The following is a 13553-nucleotide window of genomic DNA, read 5'->3' on the forward strand; positions in this document are numbered from 1 at the left end:
GTCGACAGGTTTTGGATAGAGGTAGACTTTTTCGACTTTGGCGTCGGGTCGCATCATGGTCGGCGGGCTCCGGAAAGAAATCGGGAGCACAGCATCCGGAATCAGTTGAGCGCTTTGAATGTGGGGTTCATGGAGCACTTACGTTCCAGTTCGCTGTCGTTGATCATCGGGATCATCGGCGAGCACAGCACGCCCACGGGAATGCCCGCCCCACGCATCACCCGGATCGCCCGCAGGCGCGCCTTGGGTGCGGCGGCGCGTGGTTCGAGGGTGCGCTTCAGTTCGTCGTCGAGGGTGGTCAGGCTGATCATCACCGAGGCCAGGCGCTGTTTCGCCAATTCCTCGAGCAGGTCGAGATCGCGCAGGATCAGCGAGCCTTTGGTGACGATGGTCACCGGATGGCGGTAGCGCAGCAGCACTTCCAGCAGGCGCCGGGTCAACTGCTGCTCGCGCTCGATGGGCTGGTACGGATCGGTATTGGAACCGAGGTTGATCGGCGCGCAGACATAACCCGGCTTCGACAGCTGCTGCTCCAGCACGGCGGCGGCATTGGTCTTGACGATCAGCTTGGTCTCGAAATCGAGCCCCGGCGACAGGTCCCAGTAGGCGTGGCTGGGTCGCGCATAGCAGTAGATGCAGCCGTGCTCACAGCCGCGATAGGGATTGATCGAGCGGTCGAAGGGCAGGTCTGGCGAGTTGTTGCGGGTGATGATGGTCTTGGCGGTCTCGATGCGAATCTCGGTGCCCTGGGTCAGCGGCACTTCCTGGTACCAGCCGTCATCCTCGGCCACCGAGCGGCTGGGGGCGAAGCGGTTGTGCGGGTTGTGCGCGGTACCGCGACCGCGTACCGGGGTTGGAGTAGCCATGTCGAACAGCCTCGATACTGTTTATTCATACAGTACCAAGTTATCTCACCGCTTGCGTGTTTTCCAGCCAGGCGGTAGCGCGACCTAGCAGTTCTGTCAGTTGTGACAACCCATGGGCAGGACGATGCTGAGGCTCGGACGCCAACCTCGGCGCTAGCAGGGAGATCACAGAAATGACCAGAATCAACGAAGAGTTTGTCGTGAATGGGGACTTCGTGACGGGCAATCTCGATGGCTGGATATACCTCGACAAGGACAAGCACAAGGTCATGGAGTACGAAGCCCAACGCAACTGCGTGGTACAGCTACCTGCGCCGCCAGAGGAAAGTTTGAACCAATACTTCTGGGCGGGGCCGGGAACCTACAGGCTCTCCTTCACCCACCGCGCAACGGATGAGAACGGTATCCCACAGGATGTCAGAACGATTCATGCAGGCGGCATATCATACGTCGACAGAAACGGTATGGGACATTCGACAACTGTGTTGCTGGTTTCAAAACTGGAGTGGGATACAACCAGCAGGGACGTCACGATCACACAAGACCACCCTCCGGTCGAGGTCCATATCGGTGTTATGAATATCGACAACTCCACTGAGAAACGCAACCAGGAGTATGTGGAGTCTCCGTTCGCGATCACCGATATCAGTTTCCTGAAGATCAGTTGAAACGAAACGAGCCGTCCGCCTTGGCGGCGGACGGCTCCCGTCTCACGCCTCGGGTTTCTTCAGCTTCGGATTGGGAAAGAACTGCACCGTCTGCACCGCGGCTTTCGGCGCTTTCGGCTGCTCCTGGTTGACCCGCGTGCCAAGCTCCTTCGGCACCGACAGGCCCTGCTCGTTGAGAGTGTCGGCGAAGCCGCAGTTGACGCACTCACGGTGCGGAACGCCATCGACGCTCCACATCATCAGCTTGTCCGGCTCGCTGCAGGCCGGGCACACGGCGCCGGCGATGAAGCGTTTCTTGGTGATGGTCATGCCGCCAGGTCCTCACTCAGGCCGCTGTGGCGCAGCAGCGCGTCGATGGACGGCTCGCGCCCACGGAAGTCGACGAACAGCAGCATCGGCTCCTGCGAACCGCCACGCGCCAGGATCGCCTCGCGGAAGGCGCGGCCGGTCTCGGCGTTGAGCACGCCTTCTTCCTCGAAGCGCGAGAAGGCATCGGCGGACAGCACTTCAGCCCACTTGTAGCTGTAGTAACCGGCCGCGTAACCGCCGGCGAAGATGTGCGCGAAGCTGTTGGGGAAGCGGTTGTACGCCGGCGGACGCATGACCGAGACCTCGTCGCGCACGCCTTCGAGCACTTCCAGCACGCTGCGGCCGTCGCCGTGGCGGGCATGCAGTTCGAAGTCGAACAGGGAGAACTCCAGCTGGCGCACCATCATCAGGCCGGACTGGAAGTTCTTCGCCGCCAGCATCTTCTCCAGCAGGTCCTGGGGCAGCGGTTCGCCGCTTTCGTAGTGACCGGAAATCAGCGCCAGGCCTTCCGGCTCCCAGCACCAGTTCTCCATGAACTGGCTCGGCAGTTCCACCGCGTCCCAGGCCACGCCGTTGATGCCGGACACACCGGCATGCTCGATGCGGGTCAGCAGGTGGTGCAGGCCGTGACCGAATTCGTGGAACAGGGTGGTCACTTCATCGTGGGTCAGCAGCGCCGGCTTGCCGGGCGCGGCCGGGGTGAAGTTGCACACCAGGTTGGCCACCGGGCTCTGCAGCGCGCCGCCGGCGGTGCGGCGACGGTCGCGGGCGCCGTCCATCCAGGCACCGCCGCGCTTGTTGGCGCGGGCGTAGAGGTCGAAGAAGAAGCGGCCGACGTGCTGGCCGTTTTCCTTGATCTCGAACAGGCGCACGTCCGGGTGCCAGGTGTCGAAGCCCTTCTGCTCGGCGATCTCGATGCCGTACAGGCGCTGGACGATGGCGAACAGGCCGGACAGCACCTTGTCGATCGGGAAGTAGGCGCGGAGGATTTCCTGGGACACGCTGTAGCGCTGCTCGCGCAGCTTCTCGCCGTAGTAGCCGCTGTCCCAGCTCTGCAGATCGGCGCAGCCCTGCTCGGCGGCATAGGCCTTGAGCTGGGCCAGGTCCTGGGCGGCGTAGGGTTTGCTGCGCTGCGCCAGGTTGCGCAGGAAGCCCAGCACCTGGTCGCTGGATTCGGCCATCTTGGTCGCCAGGCTCAGCTCGGCGAAGTTGGCGAAGCCCAGCAGCCCGGCGAGCTCCTGACGCAGGTCGAGGATCTCGTGCATCACCGGGCCGTTGTCGAACTGGCCGGCATTCGGGCCCTGGTCGGAGGCGCGGGTGCAGTAGGCGGCGTAGATCTCTTCACGCAGGGCGCGATCGTTGGCGTAGGTCATCACCGCGTAGTAGCTGGGGAACTCCAGGCTGATCAGCCAGCCGTCGAGGCCCTTGGCCTGGGCGGCGGCGGCCATCTGCGCCTTGGCCGAGTCGGTCAGGCCGGCGAGGGCGGCTTCGTCGGTGACGTGCTTGGTCCAGGCCTGGGTGGCGTCGAGCAGCTGGTTGGAGAAGCGGCTGCCCAGCTCGGACAGCTTGCTCTGCACTTCGGCATAGCGCTTCTGCTGCTCCGGCGGCAGGTCGATGCCCGACAGGCGGAAGTCGCGCAGGGCGTGCTCAATGATGGTCTTTTGCGCCACGTCGAAGCCGGCGGCCTCGGGACTGGCGGCCAGCGCCTCATAGGCCTGGAACAGCTCGCGGTTCTGCCCAAGCTCGGTGGAGTAGGCGCTCAGGGCCGGCAGGCAGGCCTCGTAGGCCTCGCGCAGTTCAGCGCTGTTGCACACGGCATTAAGATGGCTGACCGGGCTCCACGCCGCGCCGAGGCGGTCGTTGAGCTCGTCCATGGCCAGGACCAGACCAGCCCAGCTGGGGTTCTGGCCCTGGTCCTTGAGGATCGCGTCGATGGCGTTGCGGTTGTCGGCCAGGATCTGTTCGATCGCCGGCAGCACATGCTCGGCACGGATCGCCGAGAAGGGCGGCAGGTCATAGGACTGCAGAAGCGGGTTGTTCGCACTCACGGTTGGACACCTTGGCAGAAGAAACACCGGGCCATCTTAATTACAATCGCCGTCGACCGCAGCTAATTAGCCCCAGAGAGGTTTCCTATTCATGGCCATTCGCACCTACCAGCAGCACACGCCGCGCCTTGGCGAACGCGCCTTCGTCGACCGCAGCGCGGTGGTCATCGGCGACGTCGAGATCGGCGATGACAGCTCGGTCTGGCCGCTGACCGTGATCCGCGGCGACATGCACCGTATCCGCATCGGCGCGCGCACCAGCGTGCAGGACGGCAGCGTGCTGCACATCACCCACGCCGGCCCGTTCAACCCCGACGGTTTCCCGCTGCTGATCGGCGACGACGTGACCATCGGCCACAAGGTCATGCTCCACGGCTGCAGCCTCGGCAACCGCATCCTGGTGGGCATGGGCAGCACGATCATGGACGGCGCCGTGGTCGAGGACGAGGTGATCATCGGCGCCGGCAGCCTGGTACCGCCGGGCAAGCGCCTGGAAAGCGGCTTTCTCTACGTCGGCAGCCCGGTGAAACAGGCCCGGCCGCTGAACGACAAGGAGCGTGCGTTCTTCCCCTACAGCGCCGCCAACTACGTGCGCCTCAAGGACCAGCACCTGGCCGAAGGCTACGACCGCCCCGAGTGACTTCCTTTTTTCGCGAGACCGCCATGCACCAGCAGAACATCCTCTTCGACCTCGACGGCACCCTGACCGACCCGCGCGAAGGCATCACCCGTTCCATCCAGTACGCCCTGGCCAAGCTCGGCATCGACGAGCCCGACCTGACCCGCCTGGAGCACTTCATCGGCCCGCCGCTGCTGCAGGCGTTCATGCAGTTCTACCGCTTCGACGAGGCCCGGGCCTGGGAGGCGGTGAATTTCTACCGGGAACGCTTCAAGGTCACCGGTCTGTATGAGAACCGTGTGTTCGACGGTGTCCGCGAACTGCTCGGCGAATTGCAGGGGCAAGGCCGTACGCTGTACATCGCCACGTCCAAGCCGTGGGTGTTCGCCCGCGAGATTGCCCGGCATTTCGAGTTCGACCGGCATTTCAAGGTGATCTACGGCAGCGAACTGGACGGCACGCGGACCAACAAGATCGAGCTGATCGGGCATTTGCTGGCGGAAGAGGGGCTGGACCCGGCGCAGACCTTGATGATCGGTGATCGCAAGCATGACCTGATCGGCGCGCGCAGCAACGGCCTGGAGGCGGTGGCGGTGGGGTACGGGTTTGGCAGCCATGAGGAACTGGTGGCGGAGCAGCCGGCCTATCACTTTGCGACGTTGGCGCAGATGCATCGGGCCTTCATGTCCTGAACGCGATACTTCCTCGTAGGAGCGCGGCTTGCCCGCGAAGGACCGCAGAGCGGTCCCAATTGCGGTGTCATCGGGGACCGCTTTGCGGTCCTTCGCGGGCAAGCCACGCTCCTACGGGGTTAACCGTGCCAGCGTCTTGAGGGCTTGCTGGCGCTGATCGTTTGGCAATCTGCCCATCGCCTCCACCCGGTCATAAAATCCCTGCCAATCCCCACCCACCTCGGCAAACAGCGCCGCGAACGCCGGCACCCACTGGTCATACAGCCCGAACGGCAACAGCTTGGCGTTGTTCATCGGTGCATTGATCCAGGCATCGAAACGCCCAACCCCGCCCCACTCGCTGTCGCGCAAGTGCCGATACTCCCGGCGCATGCGCTCGAACTCCGCCTGTTTCCCGGCGCGCATGGCCTCGGCCGACAACGGCCGTGCATACAACACCTTGAGCCGCTCCCGGGTCGCCAGCACCAGGGCGACGAACTGCTCACGCGGCTTGCCGCCATCCACAGCCTGCGCGGGCAATCCACGAAATGCGCGCCATTGCCGGGTACCTTCCTGCTCGACGAAGGTGGCGAAGGACTCGTTGAATGCAGTGTCGTCCTTCACATAGACGCGCTGGTGCGCCAGCTCGTGGAAGATCACCGTGGCCAGGCGTTCGTCGCCCCAGCCGAGCATGGAGTTGAGGATCGGATCGTCGAACCAGCCCAGGGTCGAATACGCCTCGACGCCGCCGACATACACATCCAGCCCCTCCAGCTTCTGCAGCGCCGCCGCACCGCGCGCGCCACCCAGGCTGTAGTAACCGCGATAGGCGACGCAGCCGGCGATGGGGAAACAGTGATTGTTCGGCTCCAGGGAAAACTCCGGCGTGGCGAACACGTTCCACACCACGAAGGGGCGACCGATATCGGCGTACACCCGATAGCTGCGGTTGTCCGGAAGCATCAGCCGCTCGCTGGCGAACGCCCGTGCCCGCTGGGATTGTTCGAGATGCCCGCGCAATCGGGCATCGGTGGCCGGGTCGGCAATCACCCGCTCCACCGGCAGGCGCGCACGCAACAACTGCAACTGGCCGTCGGCGAGCTGGCCGTAGTAGCCGAGGCTGCTGCAACCGTTCAGCAGGCCGAGCAGCGACAGGGGAACCAAATGGCGAAAAAAACGGTCGAGTGCCCCGGAGCTTGAGCGCAGCAGAAGAAGAAATCGAATCATGCGTGGGGTGGTCTCGCTCAAGTCCGTTTCGTCTCAAGACTATCCTGCCCGCCCGGAGTATTGCCATGCGAACGATGCTCGCTGCCAGCGCCCTGCTGGCGCTCGCCGGCTGTGCCGGCCTGCCCGATCCGGATCCGTCCCAGGCCTGGGTCGATCTCGCTCCCGGACATGACCAGACCCTGCATGCCGTCGAAGTGGACGAACGTGCCTGGGCTGACAAGCGCTATTTCCAGGTCACCCCCGGCAATCACCAGCTCACCGTGCGCTATCTGTTCGCCGTGGACCCGAGCAATATCGGCCCGGTCAGCGAACCGCTGTGGCGCGATTGCCAGCTCGACCTCAAGTTCAGCGACTTCAGCGCCGGCCAGCGCTATCGCCTGGAAACCGGCAGCATCGGCTTCCGCCCCTGGGCCAAGCTGTACGACGAGCGGAGCAAACTGGTCGGCCGCGGCTTGCCGGCTGGCTGCCAGCGCACCTGATGGCCACTAATGGCGCTATGCTTTGGCTTCATATCGCCTGCCTGCGGAGACCATCATGCGCCAGCCAGCGATGTTGCTCGCGTTCAGTACCCTTGGCGCTTGCGCCAGCCCGCTGCCCCCGGTCGATCAGAAACAGGCCTGGGTCGATCTCTACACCACCACGCCCGGCAAGGTCCTGATGGCCGATCGCCTGGACGGCAAGCGTCTCAACGATGGTCGCTACTTCCAGGTGCCGCCCGGCAAGCACGAACTGGTGGTGCGCTTCGACTATGAGATCAACACCGGCATCTTCACCACCGATCCTACCGAGCGCACCTGCTACCTGACCCTCGAATACGATGGTTTCCAGGCCGGCCAGCGTTACCGCCTGGAGGCCCGCGCCATCGCCGCGCAGCCCAACGTCTGGCTGTACGACGCCGGACGCCAGGTGCTGGCCCAGGAGCGATTGACCCACTGCATTCCGTGAATCAGCGGCCGTTGCGCTGGTAGATGATCTTCTTGGTGCCGCCATCACAGCTGCCCACGACCAGGTTCTGGTCGTGGACTTCGCTGTTGGGCACGATTTCCAGGGTATAGGAGGTCACCCCGCGCGCCTGGATCTTCGCTTCGATCTCGGCCTTCAACTCCTCGCACGGCTTGGGCACGGCGAACGCATTGACCGCCAGCAGCGAAGCCAGGACAGCGATTGCACTACGGATCATGAGCAGTTTCCTCGTGGCAAGAGAACTTCAGCCAACAGTCGTTGGACCGGCAGAAGCATGCCATGGTTCTGCTACCCGGCGATCACGATTGCAGCGTGGCATCCAGGGTGATGTTCGCGTTGAGCACTTTCGAGACCGGGCAACCGGCCTTGGCCTTGTTCGCCAATTCCTGGAACTGCTGGTCGCTGGCGCCGGGGATCCTGGCCTGGAGAATCAGGTGTACCGCGGTGATGGCAAAGCCGTCGGGCTGCTTGTCCAGCGTCACTTCGGCCCGGGTATCGATGCTCTCGGCCTTGAAGCCGGCTTCGCCGAGGATCATCGACAGCGCCATGGAGAAACACCCCGCGTGGGCCGCGCCGATCAGTTCTTCCGGGTTGGTCCCGGGCGTGTCCTCGAAACGGGTGTTGAAACCGTAAGGCGTCTGCCTGAGCGCGCCGCTTTCGGTGCTGATCTGGCCCTTGCCGTCCTTCAGACCGCCTTCCCAGTGAGCCGATGCCGTCTTTTTCATGGTGCCTCCGCGGATGGTCGGCGCGCGCCGCGCCGTTCCTGACTTCAGAGGCCGCTCATGCTGGCAAGTTCACACCGTTTGCCAGCAGGGGCATTGATTCCTCGCCAAGTGCCCCCACAGAAGCAACAAAGGCCGCCCCTCCCGGCGGCTTCCGTTTGCCCTGGAGACTCCATGAAGCGACTCGCGGACATCAAGATTTCCACCCTCGACCTGGTGCCGGTGCGCCAGGACGGCGGCCCGGCGCAGGCCCTGCGCAATTCCCTGGACCTGGCCCGGCATGTCGAACGCTTCGGCTACCACCGCTTCTGGGTGGCCGAACACCACAACATGGACGGTATCGCCAGCTCGGCCACCTCGGTGTTGCTGGCCTATCTGGCCGGCGGCACCTCGAGCATTCTTCTCGGCTCAGGCGGGGTGATGCTGCCCAACCATGCGCCGCTGGTGATCGCCGAACAGTTCGGCACCCTCGCCAGCCTCTATCCGGGACGCATCGAGCTGGGCCTCGGCCGCGCCCCCGGCTCCGACCAGATGACCGCCCGCGCCCTGCGCCGCGAGCGCTCCGGCAGCGCCGACGACTTCCCCGAGGACGTCGCCGAACTGATGCGCTACCTCGGCCCGCGCACGCCTGAACAAAAAGTCATCGCCGTGCCCGGGCACGGCACCCAGGTGCCGATCTGGCTGCTGGGTTCCAGCCTGTTCAGCGCCCAGCTCGCCGGTCAGCTCGGCCTGCCCTATGCCTTCGCCTCGCACTTCGCGCCGCGCTTCATGCATGAGGCGATCCGGGTCTATCGCAATCACTTCAAGCCCTCGGCGGTGCTCGAACAGCCCTACGTGATGCTCGGCGTGCCGATGGTGGTGGCCGATACCGACGAGCAGGCGGAGTACCTGGCGACCTCGGTGTACCAGCGCATCCTCGCCCTGATGCGCGGCCAGAGCCTGATGCAGAAGCCGCCGGTGGAAAGCATGAATGGCCTGTGGTTGCCGCATGAGCGCGAGGCGGTGGGGGATTTTCTCGGCCTGGCGATGATCGGCAGCCCGGCGAAGGTGAAGGCCAAGCTGGAAGTGTTGCTGGAGCAGACCGGGGCGGATGAGCTGATCTTCACCTCGGACCTGTATGAGCATGCAGACCGGCTGCGGTCGTATGAATTGATGGCAGAGACGGTCTTGAACCGTTGAGCTTCCGGGACCGCTTTGCGGTCCTTTCGCGGGCAACGCCCGCTCCTACGAGGAATTGGGCCGCGCCCTTGTAGGAGCTGGCTTGCCTGCGAAGGGCCGCACAGCGGCCCCCGGACTCAGCCGCGCTTGTAGACGATTTCCTTGGTCCCGCCCTCGCACGTCCCGACCACATGCCCGCCAGAACCCTTGCTGACGATTTCCAGCGAATAGTGCTTCACCCCCTTGGCATCCAGCTTCGCCGCAATCTCGCTCTTCAGCTCCTCGCAGGGCTTGCCCGCCGCGAAGGCCGTGCCGGCCAGGGTCATCAGGGCTACTGCCACCATCATGTGCTTCATCGATCGCTCTCCTTGTTGGATCAAAACGACAAAGGCTCCGAGTCCCCCTCGAAGCCTTGCCCATGAAACCGCCCGAATATTTCAACTGTTGGCGATGCGGAACCCGACCTTGAGGGTCACCTGAAAATGCGCCGCCTTGTTGTCGCGGATATGCCCGCGGGTATCCACCACTTCGAACCATTCCAGATGCTTGATGCTCTTGCCGGCTTCGGCCAGGGCATTGTTGATGGCGTCCTCGATACTGGTCGGGGACGAGCCGACAAGCTCGATCTTCTTGTAGGTGTGATGATCGGACATCGCTGTTCTCCTTGAGGGTGTGCGCATTGAGCCTAGCAGCGCCGGGCCGTTTTACCTCTGAGGCGGTAGCGGCGAAGAACGTTCGATCGCAGTGCACTTTTCAGTGCACTTTCCAGACCGCGCGGAGTCGGAACCTACAGCACCTCACTCAACCCTGAAGGAGAGTCACCATGGCCAATAGCTCGCTACGCAAAGCCTCGCTGCAAAGCATGGAAGCGGAAATCGAAAGCCTGCTGAAATCCCTCGAAAGCCTGAAAGACGATGCCTCGGACGAATCGCGCAAAACCCTCAAGGCCCTGCGCGGCAGCGCCGAGAACGCCCTGCGCCATTCCCGCGACCTGCTCGGCGATGCCTATACGGAGGTGAAGACCCGTACCCGCGAAACCGGCCTGGCCACCCGCGACTACGCCCAGCAACACCCCTGGACCACCGCCGGGGTGGCCATCGGCGCCCTCGGGCTGCTGGCCGCCTACCTGATGTGCAAGCGCGGCGACTGATCGCCCTGCTGCGCCAGCTCCGCGCGCAGCCACCCCGCCAAGCGCTCGGCGCGCCCGTCCGCGGCGCGTCGTGGCACCCACAGCACCAGTGACGCCTCGGTCGGGCTGAACCCCCACGGCGCGGCCAGGCGTCCGCCCTGCAGGTCATCGGCCACCAGCGGTTGCGGCGCGATGGCCACGCCCAACCCGGCCATCGCCGCCTCCAGCAGGTAATACAGATGCTCGAAGGCCTGTCCGTAGCGCAGCGCCGCAGGCTCGATGCCATGCTGGCGGGCCCAGTCGGGCCAGGCCTGCGGCCGCGAGGTGGTGTGCAGCAGCGCTTCATCGAGCAGGGCATTGGCCGGCGCCTGGCGCAGGCGCTCGAACCCGGCAAAATGCGGGCTGAGCACCGGCCCCACGCATTCGCGCGCCAGGACATGCACCTCCATGTCCGCCGGCCAGGGCGGTTCGGCGAACACCAGCAGCGCGTCCAGCCCGGGGCGACGCGGATCGAGATCGCCTTCGCCGGCGGAGAGGTGCAGGCGCAGGTCCGGCAAATCGGCCTGCAGGCGCCCCAGACGTGGAATGAACCAGCGCGCCAGCAGGCTGCCCGAGCAGCCGAGGACGAAGGGCGCATCGGCCCCGCTCTGGCTCAGCTCGGCGCAGACCACGCGCAGGCGCTCGAAGGCCTCGCCGCTGACCTCGCGCAGGCGCAACCCGGCATCTGTGAGTTTGAGGCCGCGCCCGTCCTTGACGAACAGGCTCACCCCGAGATGGCCTTCCAGCGCCTTCAACTGCCGGCTGACCGCGCCGTGGGTCACATGCAGTTGTTCGGCGGCCTGACTGACGCTGCCCAGCCGGGCGGTGACGTCGAAGGCCCGAAGGGCATTGAGCGGAGGCAGTTCCCTGGACATGACGTATGAGTTTTCCTGACAGGTTGCAGCGATCTTATCGGTTTTCAGCCGAGGCTGTCGTGGTTAGAGTAGGACCATTGTCAGAACAATCCTTGTTCCCGGAGCGACCCATGACCCAGACCAACCTCCGCAGCGGCCCCGACGCCAATGGCCTGTTCGGCGCCTTCGGCGGCCGCTACGTAGCCGAAACCCTGATGCCCCTGGTCCTCGACCTGGCCCGCGAATACGAAGCGGCCAAGGCCGACCCGGAATTCCTCGAGCAACTGGCCTACTTCCAGCGCGACTACATCGGCCGGCCGAACCCGCTGTACTTCGCCGAGCGCCTGACCGAGCACTGCGGCGGCGCGAAGATCTTCTTCAAGCGTGAAGAGCTCAACCACACCGGCGCGCACAAGGTGAACAACTGCATCGGCCAGGTCCTGCTGGCCAAGCGCATGGGCAAGAAACGCCTGATCGCCGAAACCGGCGCCGGCATGCACGGCGTGGCCACCGCCACCGTCGCCGCGCGCTTCGGCCTGCCTTGCGTGATCTACATGGGCGCCACCGACATCGAGCGCCAGCAGGCCAACGTGTTCCGCATGAAGCTGCTGGGCGCCGAGATCGTGCCGGTCACCGCCGGCACCGGCACCCTCAAGGACGCGATGAACGAAGCGCTGCGCGACTGGGTGACCAACGTCGACGACACCTTCTACCTGATCGGCACCGTGGCCGGCCCGCACCCGTACCCGGCGATGGTCCGCGACTTCCAGTCGATCATCGGCAAGGAAACCCGCGCCCAGCTGCACGAGAAGGAAGGCCGCCTGCCGGACAGCCTGATCGCCTGCGTCGGCGGCGGTTCCAACGCCATGGGCCTGTTCCACGACTTCCTCGATGACAGCAGCGTGCAGATCATCGGCGTCGAAGCCGGCGGCCACGGCGTCGACACCGACAAGCACGCCGCCAGCCTCAACGGTGGCGTACCGGGCGTACTGCACGGCAACCGCACCTACCTGCTGCAGGACGAAGACGGCCAGATCACCGACGCCCACTCGATTTCCGCCGGCCTCGACTACCCGGGCATCGGCCCCGAGCACGCCTGGTTGCACGAGATCAAGCGCGTCGAGTACGTCAGCATCACCGACGACGAAGCCCTTGGCGCGTTCCACACCTGCTGCCGCCTGGAAGGCATCATCCCGGCCCTGGAAAGCTCCCACGCCCTGGCCGAAGCCATCAAGCGCGCACCGAACCTGCCCAAGGACCACCTGATGGTGATCTGCCTGTCCGGGCGCGGCGACAAAGACATGCAAACCGTAATGAGCCATATGGCCACCGCAGAGCAGGAGAAGCAGGCATGAGCCGTCTCGAACAGCGTTTTTCCGAGCTGAAGCAGGAAGGGCGTGCCGCCCTGGTGACCTTCATCACCGCCGGCGACCCCGGCTACGACGCCTCGCTGAAGATCCTCAAGGGCCTGCCGGCGGCGGGTGCCGACGTGATCGAACTGGGCATGCCGTTCACCGACCCGATGGCCGACGGCGTAGCCATCCAGCTGGCGACCCTGCGTGCCCTGGACGCCGGGCAGACGCTGGCGAAGACCCTGCAGATGGTTCGCGAATTCCGGGTGGACAACCAGACCACGCCGATCGTGCTGATGGGCTACTACAACCCGATCCATCGTTTCGGTGTGGAAAAGTTCGTCGCCGAGGCGAACGAAGCCGGCGTCGACGGCCTGATCATCGTCGACCTGCCGCCGGAGCACGACGCCGAGCTGGCGACCCCGGCCCAGGCCGCGGGTATCGACTTCATCCGCCTGACCACCCCGACCACCGACGACGCCCGTCTGCCACGGGTGCTGGAGCGCAGCTCGGGGTTCGTCTACTACGTCTCGGTGGCCGGGGTGACCGGTGCCGGGTCGGCGACCACCGAACATGTGAACGAAGCCATTGCCCGCCTGCGTCGGCATACCGATCTGCCGGTCAGCGTCGGCTTTGGTATCCGCACGCCGGAGCAGGCCGCAGCGATCGCGCGGCTGGCCGAAGGTGTGGTGGTGGGGTCGGCGCTGGTGGACAAGATCGCCACCGCGGCGAGCCCGGAGCAGGCTGTGGATAACGTCCTGGCGCTGTGCTCGGCGCTGGCCGAGGGCGTGCGCGGCGCGCGCAAGGCCTGACCTTGTTGTAGACAGTGGCGGCCTCATCGCGGGCAACGCCCGCTCCCACAAGGGTTGGCGGTGTACGCGGACCTTGTGGGAGCGGGCGTTGCCCGCGATGAGGCCATCAGCAACAC

General features: G+C 65.0%; 17 protein-coding genes and 1 pseudogene. 9 read left to right on the plus strand and 9 right to left on the minus strand.

All coding sequences use genetic code 11. The annotated features are described in order from the left end of the window. Positions 1 to 140: 140 nt before the first annotated feature. Positions 141 to 866 (minus strand): annotated as a pseudogene (locus RTI28_RS19350) (radical SAM protein); the annotation flags it as partial. Between the two features lie 173 nt (positions 867 to 1039). Here RTI28_RS19350 and RTI28_RS19355 point away from each other — a divergent pair. After that, positions 1040 to 1534, plus strand: a complete 495-nt coding sequence (locus RTI28_RS19355) for a hypothetical protein (RefSeq protein ID WP_316921943.1) — start codon at positions 1040 to 1042, stop codon at positions 1532 to 1534. A 42-nt stretch (positions 1535 to 1576) separates the two neighbouring features. Here the strand turns inward: RTI28_RS19355 and RTI28_RS19360 are convergent, their stop codons facing one another. Further along, positions 1577 to 1843, minus strand: coding sequence for a YheV family putative zinc ribbon protein (locus RTI28_RS19360; protein ID WP_316921944.1), 267 nt, complete (start codon positions 1841 to 1843; stop codon positions 1577 to 1579). After that, positions 1840 to 3891, minus strand: coding sequence for an oligopeptidase A (gene prlC, locus RTI28_RS19365; protein ID WP_316921945.1), 2052 nt, complete (start codon positions 3889 to 3891; stop codon positions 1840 to 1842). Before prlC ends, RTI28_RS19360 begins: the two co-directional genes overlap by 4 nt. A gap of 91 nt (positions 3892 to 3982) precedes the next feature. Between prlC and RTI28_RS19370 the strand changes: the two genes are divergently transcribed. Together RTI28_RS19370 and RTI28_RS19375 are read left to right on the plus strand one after the other, a co-directional pair. Then, positions 3983 to 4531, plus strand: coding sequence for a gamma carbonic anhydrase family protein (locus tag RTI28_RS19370; RefSeq protein ID WP_316921946.1), 549 nt, complete (start codon positions 3983 to 3985; stop codon positions 4529 to 4531). A 23-nt stretch (positions 4532 to 4554) separates the two neighbouring features. Continuing rightward, entirely contained in the window at positions 4555 to 5202 is a 648-nt protein-coding gene (locus RTI28_RS19375) for an HAD family hydrolase (protein WP_316921947.1), read from the plus strand. 111 nt (positions 5203 to 5313) lie between these two features. Here the strand turns inward: RTI28_RS19375 and RTI28_RS19380 are convergent, their stop codons facing one another. Continuing rightward, a complete protein-coding gene (locus RTI28_RS19380) occupies positions 5314 to 6408 on the minus strand; it encodes an aminopeptidase (protein WP_410479015.1) in 1095 nt (364 codons plus the stop codon). Between the two features lie 65 nt (positions 6409 to 6473). Between RTI28_RS19380 and RTI28_RS19385 the strand changes: the two genes are divergently transcribed. Together RTI28_RS19385 and RTI28_RS19390 are read left to right on the plus strand one after the other, a co-directional pair. Beyond that, a complete protein-coding gene (locus tag RTI28_RS19385) occupies positions 6474 to 6887 on the plus strand; it encodes a hypothetical protein (RefSeq protein WP_316921948.1) in 414 nt (137 codons plus the stop codon). A gap of 55 nt (positions 6888 to 6942) precedes the next feature. Beyond that, positions 6943 to 7353 (plus strand): hypothetical protein, encoded by a 411-nt coding sequence (locus RTI28_RS19390; protein ID WP_316921949.1) that lies wholly within the window; start codon positions 6943 to 6945, stop codon positions 7351 to 7353. 1 nt (position 7354) lies between these two features. On the opposite strand, the gene RTI28_RS19395 is transcribed toward RTI28_RS19390, so the two are convergent. Together RTI28_RS19395 and RTI28_RS19400 are read right to left on the minus strand one after the other, a co-directional pair. Then, complete coding sequence (locus RTI28_RS19395) at positions 7355 to 7588, minus strand: DUF1161 domain-containing protein (RefSeq protein WP_316921950.1); 234 nt, start codon at positions 7586 to 7588, stop codon at positions 7355 to 7357. Between the two features lie 82 nt (positions 7589 to 7670). Next, complete coding sequence (locus RTI28_RS19400; protein WP_316921951.1) at positions 7671 to 8096, minus strand: OsmC family protein; 426 nt, start codon at positions 8094 to 8096, stop codon at positions 7671 to 7673. A 171-nt stretch (positions 8097 to 8267) separates the two neighbouring features. Between RTI28_RS19400 and RTI28_RS19405 the strand changes: the two genes are divergently transcribed. Further along, the gene (locus RTI28_RS19405; RefSeq protein ID WP_316921952.1) at positions 8268 to 9272 is read left to right on the plus strand and encodes an LLM class flavin-dependent oxidoreductase; all 1005 of its coding nucleotides are present in this window, start codon (positions 8268 to 8270) and stop codon (positions 9270 to 9272) included. 116 nt (positions 9273 to 9388) lie between these two features. Here RTI28_RS19405 and RTI28_RS19410 read toward each other — a convergent pair whose 3' ends face one another. Together RTI28_RS19410 and RTI28_RS19415 are read right to left on the minus strand one after the other, a co-directional pair. Continuing rightward, entirely contained in the window at positions 9389 to 9607 is a 219-nt protein-coding gene (locus tag RTI28_RS19410) for a DUF1161 domain-containing protein (RefSeq protein ID WP_316921953.1), read from the minus strand. An 81-nt stretch (positions 9608 to 9688) separates the two neighbouring features. Next, positions 9689 to 9904, minus strand: coding sequence for a dodecin (locus tag RTI28_RS19415; protein ID WP_042121737.1), 216 nt, complete (start codon positions 9902 to 9904; stop codon positions 9689 to 9691). 170 nt (positions 9905 to 10074) lie between these two features. Between RTI28_RS19415 and RTI28_RS19420 the strand changes: the two genes are divergently transcribed. Continuing rightward, positions 10075 to 10401 (plus strand): YqjD family protein, encoded by a 327-nt coding sequence (locus RTI28_RS19420; RefSeq protein ID WP_042121735.1) that lies wholly within the window; start codon positions 10075 to 10077, stop codon positions 10399 to 10401. Here RTI28_RS19420 and RTI28_RS19425 read toward each other — a convergent pair. Further along, positions 10374 to 11294 carry a LysR family transcriptional regulator gene (locus RTI28_RS19425; RefSeq protein WP_316921954.1) on the minus strand — a complete coding sequence of 307 codons (921 nt, stop codon included), beginning with the start codon at positions 11292 to 11294 and terminating at the stop codon, positions 10374 to 10376. The two genes, RTI28_RS19420 and RTI28_RS19425, sit on opposite strands and share 28 nt — an antisense overlap. Positions 11295 to 11404: 110 nt before the next feature. Between RTI28_RS19425 and trpB the strand changes: the two genes are divergently transcribed. Then, positions 11405 to 12628 (plus strand): tryptophan synthase subunit beta, encoded by a 1224-nt coding sequence (trpB, locus tag RTI28_RS19430; protein WP_316921955.1) that lies wholly within the window; start codon positions 11405 to 11407, stop codon positions 12626 to 12628. Then, positions 12625 to 13437, plus strand: coding sequence for a tryptophan synthase subunit alpha (gene trpA / locus RTI28_RS19435; protein ID WP_316921956.1), 813 nt, complete (start codon positions 12625 to 12627; stop codon positions 13435 to 13437). The genes trpB and trpA overlap by 4 nt, the downstream gene beginning before the upstream one ends. The last annotated feature ends 116 nt before the right edge of the window (positions 13438 to 13553 follow it).

The organism is Pseudomonas sp. zfem002 (genome assembly GCF_032621685.1).
Taxonomy (GTDB): Bacteria; Pseudomonadota; Gammaproteobacteria; order Pseudomonadales; family Pseudomonadaceae; genus Aquipseudomonas; species Aquipseudomonas japonica.

What these genes read in the sequence shown, in the direction of transcription:
- RTI28_RS19355 (WP_316921943.1), top strand. Translation starts at nt 1,040, where the DNA reads ATGACCAGAATCAACGAAGAGTTTGTCGTGAATGGGGACTTCGTGACG.
- RTI28_RS19360 (WP_316921944.1), bottom strand. Translation starts at nt 1,843, where the DNA reads ATGACCATCACCAAGAAACGCTTCATCGCCGGCGCCGTGTGCCCGGCC.
- RTI28_RS19370 (WP_316921946.1), top strand. Translation starts at nt 3,983, where the DNA reads ATGGCCATTCGCACCTACCAGCAGCACACGCCGCGCCTTGGCGAACGC.
- RTI28_RS19375 (WP_316921947.1), top strand. Translation starts at nt 4,555, where the DNA reads ATGCACCAGCAGAACATCCTCTTCGACCTCGACGGCACCCTGACCGAC.
- RTI28_RS19380 (WP_410479015.1), bottom strand. Translation starts at nt 6,408, where the DNA reads ATGATTCGATTTCTTCTTCTGCTGCGCTCAAGCTCCGGGGCACTCGAC.
- RTI28_RS19385 (WP_316921948.1), top strand. Translation starts at nt 6,474, where the DNA reads ATGCGAACGATGCTCGCTGCCAGCGCCCTGCTGGCGCTCGCCGGCTGT.
- RTI28_RS19390 (WP_316921949.1), top strand. Translation starts at nt 6,943, where the DNA reads ATGCGCCAGCCAGCGATGTTGCTCGCGTTCAGTACCCTTGGCGCTTGC.
- RTI28_RS19395 (WP_316921950.1), bottom strand. Translation starts at nt 7,588, where the DNA reads ATGATCCGTAGTGCAATCGCTGTCCTGGCTTCGCTGCTGGCGGTCAAT.
- RTI28_RS19400 (WP_316921951.1), bottom strand. Translation starts at nt 8,096, where the DNA reads ATGAAAAAGACGGCATCGGCTCACTGGGAAGGCGGTCTGAAGGACGGC.
- RTI28_RS19405 (WP_316921952.1), top strand. Translation starts at nt 8,268, where the DNA reads ATGAAGCGACTCGCGGACATCAAGATTTCCACCCTCGACCTGGTGCCG.
- RTI28_RS19410 (WP_316921953.1), bottom strand. Translation starts at nt 9,607, where the DNA reads ATGAAGCACATGATGGTGGCAGTAGCCCTGATGACCCTGGCCGGCACG.
- RTI28_RS19415 (WP_042121737.1), bottom strand. Translation starts at nt 9,904, where the DNA reads ATGTCCGATCATCACACCTACAAGAAGATCGAGCTTGTCGGCTCGTCC.
- RTI28_RS19420 (WP_042121735.1), top strand. Translation starts at nt 10,075, where the DNA reads ATGGCCAATAGCTCGCTACGCAAAGCCTCGCTGCAAAGCATGGAAGCG.
- RTI28_RS19425 (WP_316921954.1), bottom strand. Translation starts at nt 11,294, where the DNA reads ATGTCCAGGGAACTGCCTCCGCTCAATGCCCTTCGGGCCTTCGACGTC.
- trpB (WP_316921955.1), top strand. Translation starts at nt 11,405, where the DNA reads ATGACCCAGACCAACCTCCGCAGCGGCCCCGACGCCAATGGCCTGTTC.
- trpA (WP_316921956.1), top strand. Translation starts at nt 12,625, where the DNA reads ATGAGCCGTCTCGAACAGCGTTTTTCCGAGCTGAAGCAGGAAGGGCGT.